The organism is Melghiribacillus thermohalophilus (genome assembly GCF_004342905.1).
GTDB classification, from domain to species: Bacteria; Bacillota; Bacilli; order Bacillales; family Alkalibacillaceae; genus Melghiribacillus; species Melghiribacillus thermohalophilus.
Genome location: NZ_SMAN01000038.1, coordinates 1 through 11,522 on the forward strand (window position 1 = coordinate 1; position 11,522 = coordinate 11,522).

Annotated in this window: 11 protein-coding genes; 4 read left to right on the forward strand and 7 right to left on the reverse strand. The window is 42.3% G+C overall.

What is annotated here, in order from left to right; all coding sequences use genetic code 11:
• Positions 1 to 181: 181 nt before the first annotated feature.
• Positions 182 to 649 (reverse strand): Rrf2 family transcriptional regulator, encoded by a 468-nt coding sequence (locus tag EDD68_RS14965; RefSeq protein ID WP_132373295.1) that lies wholly within the window; start codon positions 647 to 649, stop codon positions 182 to 184.
• Positions 650 to 844: 195 nt separating this feature from the next.
• Between EDD68_RS14965 and hmpA the strand changes: the two genes are divergently transcribed.
• Positions 845 to 2,083, forward strand: a complete 1,239-nt coding sequence (hmpA, locus tag EDD68_RS14970) for an NO-inducible flavohemoprotein (protein WP_132373275.1) — start codon at positions 845 to 847, stop codon at positions 2,081 to 2,083.
• A 265-nt stretch (positions 2,084 to 2,348) separates the two neighbouring features.
• Here hmpA and EDD68_RS14975 read toward each other — a convergent pair whose 3' ends face one another.
• Complete coding sequence (locus EDD68_RS14975; protein WP_132373277.1) at positions 2,349 to 3,761, reverse strand: hypothetical protein; 1,413 nt, start codon at positions 3,759 to 3,761, stop codon at positions 2,349 to 2,351.
• A gap of 252 nt (positions 3,762 to 4,013) precedes the next feature.
• Here EDD68_RS14975 and EDD68_RS14980 point away from each other — a divergent pair, with 252 nt between their 5' ends.
• Positions 4,014 to 5,018 carry a potassium channel family protein gene (locus EDD68_RS14980; protein WP_165902213.1) on the forward strand — a complete coding sequence of 335 codons (1,005 nt, stop codon included), beginning with the start codon at positions 4,014 to 4,016 and terminating at the stop codon, positions 5,016 to 5,018.
• Here the strand turns inward: EDD68_RS14980 and EDD68_RS14985 are convergent.
• The 3 genes from EDD68_RS14985 to EDD68_RS14995 form a co-directional block, all read right to left on the reverse strand.
• A complete protein-coding gene (locus tag EDD68_RS14985) occupies positions 5,007 to 5,411 on the reverse strand; it encodes a YugN family protein (protein WP_132373281.1) in 405 nt (134 codons plus the stop codon). The two genes, EDD68_RS14980 and EDD68_RS14985, sit on opposite strands and share 12 nt — an antisense overlap.
• A gap of 102 nt (positions 5,412 to 5,513) precedes the next feature.
• Entirely contained in the window at positions 5,514 to 6,860 is a 1,347-nt protein-coding gene (locus tag EDD68_RS14990; RefSeq protein ID WP_132373283.1) for a glucose-6-phosphate isomerase, read from the reverse strand.
• Positions 6,861 to 7,045: 185 nt separating this feature from the next.
• The gene (locus EDD68_RS14995; RefSeq protein ID WP_132373285.1) at positions 7,046 to 8,209 is read right to left on the reverse strand and encodes an iron-containing alcohol dehydrogenase; all 1,164 of its coding nucleotides are present in this window, start codon (positions 8,207 to 8,209) and stop codon (positions 7,046 to 7,048) included.
• Between the two features lie 139 nt (positions 8,210 to 8,348).
• Between EDD68_RS14995 and EDD68_RS15000 the strand changes: the two genes are divergently transcribed.
• On the forward strand, positions 8,349 to 8,591 hold the full coding sequence (locus tag EDD68_RS15000) for a DUF378 domain-containing protein (protein ID WP_132373287.1): 243 nt from the start codon (positions 8,349 to 8,351) through the stop codon (positions 8,589 to 8,591).
• A 187-nt stretch (positions 8,592 to 8,778) separates the two neighbouring features.
• Here EDD68_RS15000 and yugI read toward each other — a convergent pair whose 3' ends face one another.
• Positions 8,779 to 9,165, reverse strand: coding sequence for a S1 domain-containing post-transcriptional regulator GSP13 (gene yugI, locus EDD68_RS15005; protein WP_132373289.1), 387 nt, complete (start codon positions 9,163 to 9,165; stop codon positions 8,779 to 8,781).
• A 325-nt stretch (positions 9,166 to 9,490) separates the two neighbouring features.
• On the opposite strand from yugI, the gene EDD68_RS15010 reads away from it, so the two are divergent.
• Positions 9,491 to 10,678, forward strand: a complete 1,188-nt coding sequence (locus EDD68_RS15010; RefSeq protein WP_132373291.1) for a MalY/PatB family protein — start codon at positions 9,491 to 9,493, stop codon at positions 10,676 to 10,678.
• A 5-nt stretch (positions 10,679 to 10,683) separates the two neighbouring features.
• Here EDD68_RS15010 and EDD68_RS15015 read toward each other — a convergent pair whose 3' ends face one another.
• A complete protein-coding gene (locus EDD68_RS15015) occupies positions 10,684 to 11,268 on the reverse strand; it encodes a superoxide dismutase family protein (protein ID WP_132373293.1) in 585 nt (194 codons plus the stop codon).
• Positions 11,269 to 11,522: the final 254 nt, after the last annotated feature.

Here is an 11,522-nt window from a genome sequence, read left to right on the forward strand (position 1 = left end):
GCGTATTCGCATGGAATGTCAGCAACCAGCCTAGCATTTGAAAGCAATCATACGATAGAGGAAGAATCAAGCACATTTTGTTGCGGAGAACCAATTCCATGAAAAATTGTCTGCTTTTTGCGTCCATATGAAAGACCTCCTGTTCGATCGTATTCATTAAGCACACGGTTAAAGGTATATTTTATTCGGTCAACTCCCTTCGGGGGATTTGCGCCGTCTGTTCAAACAGCCGCTGCAGTGTTTTCTGATTTACAAGCAGGTCCTGGAGGCTATATGAATCTAACACATTTAAATAAGCATTGAGTGCTTCCGAAAGAACGGATTTCAGCCTGCATGCTGAACTGATGATGCATCCCTGTTTCGATTCATCAAAACATGCCGCCTGATGGAAATCCTCCTCCGTCTGACGCACCACCCACCCGATGTTAATTTCCTCAGGGTCTTTTGCCAGACGAATGCCGCCATTTCTTCCCCGGATGGTCTGGATAAGACCTAATTTACCCAGTTCATAAACGATTTTACTTAAATGATTGGTAGAGATATGGTAAATGGATGAAATTTCCTTTATACTTGACAGCTGCCCCTTCGGTCGGGTTCCTAAATACAATAGTACTCGGAGGGAATATTCTGTAAAAGATGTTAACCGCATACCATCACCCCGGTCCTTAGCCAGTCTAATCCTACCATAATCGTAACACATTCTTAAAATATCAGTAAAACAGCCCACCGGCAACTTTGTGAACATTTTATTAAACATGTATTTTAAATATTGCTTTTTAACTTGCCCTCACTTTATAATAAACATGCATTTAAAATACATCTTATCAAAACCGGGGGGATTACCTTGTCAACAGATGTAAAAGAAAAACTGGACGCTCAAACGATCGATATCATTCAGTCGACCGTTCCTGTTCTAGAAAAACAGGGGGAACAAATCACCAAACGCTTTTATGAACAGATGTTTTCGAATCATCCTGAGCTAAAGAACATTTTTAATCAGACCCATCAAAAAATGGGGCGTCAGCCAAAAGCACTTGCTGCCACCGTTTATGCAGCTGCCAGCCATATTGAACGTCTCGAAGATCTTTTGCCGGTCGTCAGACAAATCGGGCATAAACACCGAAGTTTAAATATCAAGCCGGAACACTACCCAATAGTGGGAAAGCATTTGCTTTTAGCCATTAAGGATGTACTTGGGGAAGCAGCTACAGATGAGATCATGCAAGCCTGGGAAAGAGCTTATGATGTGATTGCGGATGTATTCATTCAGGTGGAACAGGAGCTATATAAAGAGGTTGAGAGCAAAACTGGGGGATGGAAAGGATTTCGGCGGTTTACTGTAACAAGGAAAGTGAAAGAGAGTGAAGTCATCACTTCTTTTTACTTGAAACCTGAGGACGGAAAGGAACTGGCAGATTTTCATCCCGGACAATATATTACAGTCAAATGTGACATCGACGGGGAACCTCACACGCACATGAGGCAATACAGTCTGTCTGATGCGCCCGGAAAAGATTATTATCGGATCTCTGTAAAACGGGAAGACGGGGAAAATGGAAATCCGTCCGGAATCGTTTCCAGCTATTTGCATAAAAAAGTTCAGGAAGGAGATATACTGGAAATTACAGCCCCGGCAGGTGAATTTGTTTTACAGACAGATCATGATTTACCCGTTGTGCTGATCAGCGGAGGTGTAGGTATAACTCCGATGATCAGCATGCTAAACACGCTGGCAGAACAGGACTCTGAACGAAAGGTGATCTTTATCCACGCTGCCCGAAATGGTAACGTTCATGCGATGGATCAGCATATTCGACAGCTCGCAGAACAAAACAGGCAAATTCACTATTATGTTTGCTATCAGTCACCGACTGAAGAAGACAGGGAAAACCGTCTCTTTGACAGAGAAGGATACATTGACCTTGAATGGCTTCGTTCCATTTTACCATCCAATCGAGCTGATTTTTACTTCTGTGGACCTGAACTTTTTATGAAAGCAATTTATAAAGCTCTTAAAGAATGGGACGTACCTGAAGAACAAATTCATTATGAATTTTTTGGCCCAATGGGGAATCTGGAATAGGGTGAAAGAGGGGGATGGCTCATGGAGTCAAACCGTACTGAAAAGCTATATGATATTTTGCAGGATGCCTTGAAACCGATATATGAAAAGCTTGAGCAAATCGAAAAACGACTGGATGATCTTGAAAAGAAGAAACATTAAATTACCTGTAAAGCATCATCATTCATGAAAAGCTGTCTCCATGCATGAGGGGAAAACGGGGAATGAAGGGATGTGCTCTTCAATGATAAACATGCATGGGGCAGCTTTTTTAAGATGTACATGATTAGAACATATAGATCATCATCTGGATATAGATCTGTACAATGACATAAAGCATAATGGCAAACATAAGGTTAAAACCGATCCCATTTTTATAGCTGTTTAAACCATTCGAACCGCTCAGGACAATCAGCGGTAAAATCAGCGGTGAAAGTAGAATGGAAATAGCACTTCCAGATGTAATGGCCAGTACAATTAATTCAGGCGGATATGGAAGGGAAAGACTTTCCAGAATTCCAGCGATCAATACCATGACCGTTAATGGCCCCAGACCAAAAAAACCAAGGATGATCACCATAAAAGGGAGAAAATATAACATATTCAAGAAGGGTAAATGTTCCTGCAAGCTATTTATTCCGTTCACAGCTACTTCGGCAAATCGGGTCTGATTTAATGCATCAATCAGTACCCCCGCCCCAAGTAAAATGCTGAGCTGATACCCCTGGTGAATCATATCCTTTTCCACATGGCTTTTCAATTCCTGAAGAAATTTCCCTGGTCTTTTTTTCAGCAGATAAAACACTGCGGTCCAGATCAAAACGACAAGCGGTATAGCGATCATTAATTCTATTCCCCGCCATTCATGAATGACAAGAATGGTTCCGAACAAAGTGATAAACAGGACAATAAATTCAACGGCTTTTCTTCTGTTTTCTTCATGACTATTTCCCTTTGCCAGTACGTGTTCAATCTCATTTCGTATACCAGAAGTAAAGTCGATCTGATATTTTTTCTCATCAGCCTGTAAAAACAGGAGTGAAATCAGTACCATGACGGCTGAAATGACAAGCCCCTGAAAAATGGAAACCCACAGGGATGCTTCCATGGTTTCCACAACATAAATAAAACTCGGGATACTTACTACCCACAAGACGGAAAGGGCAAACCCCCTCAGAAGGGCAGTTCCCTTAAACTTCTCCCATGCCTCCCCCGTCTCATCCTTCAAAATCATATTGACAAACTGATACATCATTGGTATCGAGCCGAACAGAAGAAAATACGCCACAATCTGAATAAAGGAAATCATCCCAACATAAAACTTTCGGCCAGTGTCCAGAAAATGATGGCCAACGTTCATGATGGCTTCCAGGTAGGGCTCATCCCGTAAAACCCAGCTGATTAATGGAATGACAATTAACAGTCCTACAATACTCCTCATTTGCAGGAAGCCGTTTCGAAATCCTTCGATCATGTTTTCGTCTGATGCCAGGAAAACAGCCACCCCGCATAAAAACAGAAAAAGGGGAAGCTTAATAGATCTTATTCCCAGATGTAAGGTAGTAAATAAGAATATAAGCAAGCCGCTGATCCACAGCAATTCAAGAAGAGGTGGAACTGGATTGAAATATGTCATTACATGCATAAAGCCATACGTCAGGATAGATAGCCTCAATCCCCATTTGATGAATGATTGCATATACAGGACCCCTATAAAGATCGTTTAAAATTCGATGATAAACCTCCTTCACCTATCCTATACGATTTATTTAAATTGTGTAATTAATTTGCTTCATGTTGCAGGAAGCTCATGAAACATAACCAAAGAGTGAAGAGAAAGCCAGGCCGAACAAAAAATTGTTAATGAATGATACATTTCCTGCCTGTATATTCCCTTCCAGCGGGGTGAATAATGCTAACAGCAAAACAATCTTCTTCTGGGGGATTTGCCATGAAGGTCCAATCGCTATGGAGCTGGTATTTTCATCTGCCTATATTCGTTCGTCTTTTATTAACGATTTTTTGTATTATGATTTTGTTTGGCGTTGTCATTTATATCCTTGAACCCCAAACCTTTTCAACCGTATTCGAAGGAATCTGGTGGGCGTTTATCACAGGCTCTACCGTCGGTTATGGGGACTATGTACCGGCAACCACAGCAGGAAAACTGGTGGGGATCGGGATGATTTTAGCTGGAGGGGGGCTGTTGACATATTATATGGTAACCGTATCATCTCAAACGGTTCAGCGTGAACAAAAATTATCCGAGGGGGCTGTTCCCTATAAAAATCAGGATCATGTAATAATTATTGGCTGGAATGAACGGTCCAGGCACATCATTGAAATGATCTGGAAGTTTCATCCTCATGAAAAAATGGTCCTGATTGATGAGAGTCTGAAAAAAATCAACTACCGAAAGGAACACATCCATTTTATAAAAGGGAACCCGACCCTTGATCATACATTACACCATGCCAATATCACCAAAGCAAAGTGTGTCATCATTACTTCTGATCAATCCAAAAACGAATTTCAGGCTGATCAACTCAGTGTATTGGCCACTGTTGCGGTAAGAGGTTTAAATGGGGACGTTCCAATTATTACAGAAATATTAATGAAAGATCAGATTGAAAATGCCAGACGGGCGGGAGCCACTTCCGTCATTCGCACCAACGATTTTATGGGTACATTATTTTTCCATGAAATATATCGGCCGAAACCAGTGAAACCGTTTGATATTATTCTGGAACAATTAGCAAGTCAGCAATACAGAGAGGATACACTGCCGGAAAAGTTTCAGGGAATCACGTTTCTGGAATGTTCCCATAAATATGCTAAAAAGGACGAGCTATTGGTTGGCATTATTCGCAATGGCAGGTTCCAGATCAATCCTCCATTTCAAATGAAACTGGAGAAAGATGACCGTGTAATCGTTTTATCCTCCTTAGGAAAGTAATGCTTTCTCTGCTGATTCAAGCACGTTCCTGCCCGCTTCCACAAACCTTTCCGGTACCGACGTATCCTGATCGACGGGATCCTGGAACTGATTTATCGATGCCGAAAAGTTCCCCGTCTGCCCTTCTTCGTCAATCCCTGTCTGAAACTGATGACCCAATATATATGGCTGTCCTACCCTTACCTCTACTCCCTGCTCATCCAGCTGCCCCACTTCGGCGGTAAATGGAATACGTAAAAAGAAATACGTTTTTTCCTGTTGGAGCTGGTAATCAAAAAAGCCATGATCATACTCCCAGCCGCCGCCAATATCAAATCCTAACGGCTTTAGTTTATTTTCCATATCTTCCAGGGAAAAAACCTGATTTGTCAATGCAGATTCTATGGTGCGCATGTGTATTCTCCTTTTTCATTTTTGTTTTATCGTATCCACGTACCGTTATTCTTAAACACAAAAGAACCCTGCCATTTTGTGACAGGGTCCTCTTAGCTTTCCTTATTTCAGCCTTTTTTCCAGCTCTTCTTTTTCCTTTTCAAAACCTGGTTTCCCTAAAAGGGCAAACATGTTTTTCTTGTAGGCTTCTACTCCCGGCTGATCAAATGGATTTACCCCCAGCAAATAGCCGCTTAATGCACAGGCCTTTTCAAAGAAATACACGAGGTAGCCAAAGGAATAAGCATCCAGACGCGGAATATGGATGACCAGATTCGGCACACTGCCGTCGGTGTGGGCGAGCAAAGTTCCTTCATAGGCTTTTTCATTTACATGATGGACTGTTTTTCCTGCGAGATAATTCAGCTGATCCAGATTCTGTTCATCCGTCTCAATAATCAGTTCTTCCCGTGGCTGTTCCACATGGAGTACCGTTTCAAATAAATGCCTGCGGCCGTCCTGAATATACTGCCCCAGTGAATGAAGGTCAGTTGAAAATCCAGCAGATGCCGGGAATATCCCTTTCTGATCTTTACCTTCACTCTCGCCGTAAAGCTGTTTCCACCATTCTGCGAAATATTGAAGAGCGGGTTCATAATAAACGAGAAGTTCTACCGATCTCCCCTTCTGGTACAGGATATTCCGAATGGCTGCGTATTGAAATGCAGGATTACTCAGATCAGAGGTTTGCAGCTCGCTGTGGGCATCCTTTGCCCCCTTCATCACGTCTTCAATTTCAATACCACTTACCGCAATTGGCAATAATCCGACAGCCGTCAGTACCGAATATCTGCCACCAACATCATCCGGAATGACAAAGGTTTCATATCCCTCTTCCTCCGCAAGCTGTTTTAACGCTCCTTTCCTGCGGTCTGTTGTGGCATAAATCCGTGTCCGGGCTTCGTTTTTGCCATATTTCTCTTCCAGGAATTTGCGAAACATTCGAAACGCTATAGCCGGTTCCGTAGTCGTGCCGCTTTTGGAAATCACATTAATGGACACATCTTTCCCTTCAAGAACATCCATGAGTTCTTTCATGTAGGTACTGCTGATATTATTCCCGACAAAAAAGATCTGCGGGTACTTCCGTTTCTTTTTTGAAAGAACGTTGTAAAAGGAGTGATTCAGCATTTCTATAGCAGCTCTCGCACCAAGATAGGAACCGCCTATACCAATGACTAACAACACATCAGAATCCTGCCGAATCTTCTGCGCAGCCTTCTGGATACGTTCAAATTCCTCTTTATCATAACGTTCAGGCAGATTAAGCCAGCCCAAGAAATCACTTCCTGGTCCCGTCTTACTGTTTAGCATTGCGTGAGCTTGATCGACTGCTGTACTCAAATACTGCCATTCATGATCTTTTATAAAATTCTTTACATATTCCGATTCCAGACGAATATGGGTCATCTTTCATTCCCTCCGCTTCTCCTTATGTCCAATACAACTCTATCGAAAGGAAATGATGAAATCAAGAAACGGATGAAAAGAAATGTATTTTTATGATTCATGCTTAAAAAACAACGTTTATTTCGTCAATTTGCCAGAAACCGAAAAAAGGTCAGCTCCATTCGCTGACCTGTGCGCCTTCCTGCCTACAGCGACATGCGCAGAATCGATTCTACATCATCTTTTTCCAATTTATGAAAGTTTCCAAATGGGCCATTGGCCATTGCCCGTTCCACCATCAGATCCAGTTTCGTATCATCGATATCATAATCAGACAGCCGTGATGGAGCCCCAAGGGCAGACCAGAATTCCCGGAGACGGTCAATCCCCTGTAATGCAGCTTCTTCATCTGATTTCCCTTCTGGATCCACCCCAAATACCCGAACCGCCATTTGCTTAAAACGTTGGGCATCCTGTTTGACATGATATTTCATCCAGTTCGGGAATAGAATTGCCAGACCACCGGCGTGAGGAATATCATATACAGCTGATACGGCATGTTCAATATTGTGAGTTGCCCAGTCTCCCCGATAACCCATTTGCAGCATGCCATTTAAAGCCATCGTTCCGGCGTACATGATGGTTTCGCGATGCTCATATGACTCCAGATTTTCCAGAAGTTTCGGAGCTGTTGAAATAATGGTTTTCAGTACCCCTTCACACATCCGGTCCTGTACAGGAGAATGGGTAGGCTGATGGAAATATTGTTCAAAAATATGGCTCATCATATCAACAATACCGTAAACTGTCTGATCTTTCGGTACTGTAAACGTATGGACTGGATCTAAAATCGAAAATTGCGGGAACAGAAGGGGACTGCCCCATCCATATTTTTCATTCGTCTCCCAGTTCGTAATCACAGCGCCCGCATTCATTTCAGAACCCGTTGCAGCCAGGGTTAAAACCGTTCCCAGAGGAAGGGCATCCTCTGGTTTTGCCTGTTTTGTCACTAGATCCCATGGATCCCCTTCGTATTTTGCTGCTGCTGCAATGGTTTTTGTACAGTCAATGACACTTCCGCCACCTACTGCTAACAAAAAGTCAATATGTTCTTTTTTACAAATATCCGCACCTTTTCTGACCGTGGAAATTCTTGGATTTGGTTCGACTCCAGACAGCTCAAAAACGTTCAGGGAACGCTCCTTTAGTTTTTCCAATACATTCTCATAAATTCCATTCTTTTTAATACTTCCGCCACCATAAACAAGAAGAACTCGATGGACATCATCCGGAATTAATTGGGGAAGCTGATCCAATTGATTTCTCCCAAAAACTAATTTAGTCGGATTATAATACACAAAATTTTTCAACGTAACCTCTCCTTTCCCGTATGTATCTACTTTCCTATTATGTAATAATCAAACAGTAAAATCAAAATTCCTGATTGTGAATATTTTTTTATCATGTGGCACAACCTAAAGTAGACCACGTATAAAAGGAGGTTCATTTATGACAACCTGGCACAGAATCGCTTTAACCATTGCCATCATTGGCGCCATAAACTGGGGACTTATCGGCTTTTTCCAATACGATCTCGTTGCTGCTTTATTTGGCGGAGGAGAACAGACCGCAGCACTGGCGAGAACCATTTATGCTATTGTTGGTATTGCCGGGTTATTTTTAATCCCGTTACTGTTTCGTGATACCGAAGAAACGTATGTGCCGCGTGCAGAACCTAGAACGAATGAATAAATCGAACAGCTTGAAGCCTCCAGGCCCCAAAAGCATTGAAAGCTCCCGGGCAGGCTGTGTCGCCATCTGGGGAGCTGAACTGGTCCGAGGGGGCCTGGCGCTGGAGCTGCCATGATAAACTGAATGATCACGCTACACTTCTTATCCTAATAAAAAAGGCTGGATATGTATATCCAGCCTTTTTTGATCAGTTACGGTACATTTCCTGACGTTCCTTTGATTGCTGAATCCATTCCTCCAGCTTATCCTTAAGGGTATTAAAACCCGCTGTTTCAGTATTTTCCTCCCGTTTAGGACGAGTTTTATCTGACTTTTTGCTTTTCTTTGGCGGTTCTTCTGTCGCACGGATGGAAAGGGAATATTTTCCTTTTTCTTCATCAATATTTAAAATTTTTACTTTTACTTCGTCACCTACGGATAAATGATCCTGAATATTTTTGACATATCCATGGGTTACTTCAGAGATGTGAACAAGTCCCTGAACCTCATCATTTAAGGCAACAAATGCACCATATGGCTTAATGCCTGTAACCTTTCCTTCAATAATCTGACCTACTTCCAACTTTTCTGCCATGATGAACAACTCCCGTTATTTTTTCGTATCTTTTCACGCAATATAACATTTTAACATAAACCCTTCATTCTAGCAAAAGAGTGATGGAATCACCTGGTTAAATTAAAAATTTTCCATGAATTGAATAAAACAAAAATTTTTTGTTGATAATAAGGAATGTAAAATCCAACTTTCTCGTATTCCCCCTGTGTAAGGCAAAGCGCACCATTAAGCGCTTTGCTTTTTTTATTTTCCACCCAGTATTGAAAAACAAATCGTCTGCCTTTCATTTTGTTCTCAATATTATGTATGATGATACTAACGAAAAAGTTGGAGGTGATTGCTGTTGGAACAATTTCAGCAAATTATAGACCGAACAGGTACACGATCGGTGAAATGGGATTTAAGGGAAAAAATATTTAAACGCAAGGATGTATTGCCGATGTGGGTTGCCGACATGGATTTCTATACGGCTGATGCTGTTAAGGATGCCATTATGAAACGGGCAGAACATCATATTTATGGATACACGGCAACGGATGAATCAGTCGCAGAAGCCATTCAGCAGTGGCTCAAAAAAAGGCATGGCTGGAATATTGATCAACAGTGGCTGACATATAGTCCTGGAGTTGTCACTTCCTTACATATTCTCGTTCAATCACTGACAGAACAGGGAGATCAGGTTATGATCCAGACTCCTGTTTATCCTCCCTTTTACAGCGCAGTAAACCATCATAACCGCACCCTTGTCAAAAACCCTCTTAAATTGGTTAACGGCAGATATGAGATTGATTTTGAGGATTTTGAAGCCAGGTTAAAAAATGGTGTGAAATTATTTATTCTTTGCAGTCCCCATAACCCTGTTGGAAGAGTATGGACGAAGCAGGAATTAAGGAATATGGCTGAGCTGTGCATACAATACGGTGCGACGATTGTCTCTGATGAAATTCACGGTGACCTGATCTACGAAGGGTATGAGCACATTCCTGTAGCATCCCTATCCGATGAAATCAGCCAACACGTGGTTACCTGTATGTCTCCCTCAAAAACCTTTAATCTGGCCGGACTTCAAGCTTCTTATCTCATCACGCGAGAAGAGAATTTGAAGAAAAAAATTGATAAAGGATTTAAAAAACAGGGGATGGGGATGTTAAACACCTTTGGCGTAACAGCACTTGAAGCAGCCTATCTTCACGGGGAGCCATGGCTCGAAGAACTGTTAAGCGTTCTTGAGGACCATAAACAGTATGTGATGGACTCCTTTCATCATAAGACCGATCAAATACAGGTTATTCAACCAGAAGGCACCTATTTATTATGGCTGGATTGCAGAAAAATGGGAATGGGGCAGGAAAAACTCAACCAGTTCATGATTGAACACGCCAGAGTGGGGCTAAACGACGGGGCTTCTTTCGGTGATGAAGGGAACGGATTTATGCGGATGAATATAGCCTGTCCGAAAAAAACCGTTGAAGAAGGGGTCTATCGAATCATCCAGGCTTTAAACTCTTATGACAAAAAGGACGGAGAATGAGGTGTTTATTCCTCATCCTTGTTTTGTTCTTCTCCAGTTTCTGCCGGATTTTGCGGATCCTGTTCCTGATCCTTTTCTTCCAGCTGAATTTTACCGCAGGCAATTCGCTCTCCTGCGTTTCCAGCAGGCTGGCTTACCCCATCATCCTGTCCGGCATGAATGATCAGTGACGTACCGCCACCAGTAAGGAGGGAATATTTGTCGTCTTTCAGAGTAGCTTTATTCGCCATGATTTCGGCATCCACCGTTCCATCCCCCTCCACTTCGATATTTGGGAGATCCCCTAAGTGGGGACCTTCCGGATGCATCAGTCCATGTTTTTTTGAGTCAGGATTGTAATGATTTCCGGCAGATTTAAAATCAGGTCCGTCGCATTCCGGAAACTCATGGACATGTATGGCATGAAACCCCGGGGTTAGACCTTCTAATTTTAACTTAATTTGAACTCCATCCGGCTGTTCTGACAGAGTAGCTGTACCCAGGGAGTCTCCTGCAGCATTATACATCTCGATTTCCAGTGGTGAACGCACCTGACTGTTGCAGGCTGAGCCAATCATTAACACCATGACCAAAGGTATGAATCTTTTCACCGATAGCAGCTCCCTTTCCTTTCTTTCCAACCATAGTTTTAACGGGAAAAGATCGTTTTAAACATATGTATCGGTGAAAGCAGAAACCCGAATAATTATTGAAGAAAATGCGGATTCAACCGGGGCTCTGATGGAAACGCATAAAAAAATCGCCGGGCCGATTTGAAGTGACCCCTGTCAAGTAGACAGGAATAAAAAAGCACACTTATGCAGCCTGAGTCCTATATTCATAAGGACTCAGGTTATTTAATTTC

What these genes read in the sequence shown, in the direction of transcription:
- EDD68_RS14965 (WP_132373295.1), bottom strand. Translation starts at nt 649, where the DNA reads ATGCGGTTAACATCTTTTACAGAATATTCCCTCCGAGTACTATTGTAT.
- EDD68_RS14975 (WP_132373277.1), bottom strand. Translation starts at nt 3,761, where the DNA reads ATGCAATCATTCATCAAATGGGGATTGAGGCTATCTATCCTGACGTAT.
- EDD68_RS14980 (WP_165902213.1), top strand. Translation starts at nt 4,014, where the DNA reads ATGAAGGTCCAATCGCTATGGAGCTGGTATTTTCATCTGCCTATATTC.
- EDD68_RS14985 (WP_132373281.1), bottom strand. Translation starts at nt 5,411, where the DNA reads ATGCGCACCATAGAATCTGCATTGACAAATCAGGTTTTTTCCCTGGAA.
- EDD68_RS14990 (WP_132373283.1), bottom strand. Translation starts at nt 6,860, where the DNA reads ATGACCCATATTCGTCTGGAATCGGAATATGTAAAGAATTTTATAAAA.
- EDD68_RS15000 (WP_132373287.1), top strand. Translation starts at nt 8,349, where the DNA reads ATGACAACCTGGCACAGAATCGCTTTAACCATTGCCATCATTGGCGCC.
- yugI (WP_132373289.1), bottom strand. Translation starts at nt 9,165, where the DNA reads ATGGCAGAAAAGTTGGAAGTAGGTCAGATTATTGAAGGAAAGGTTACA.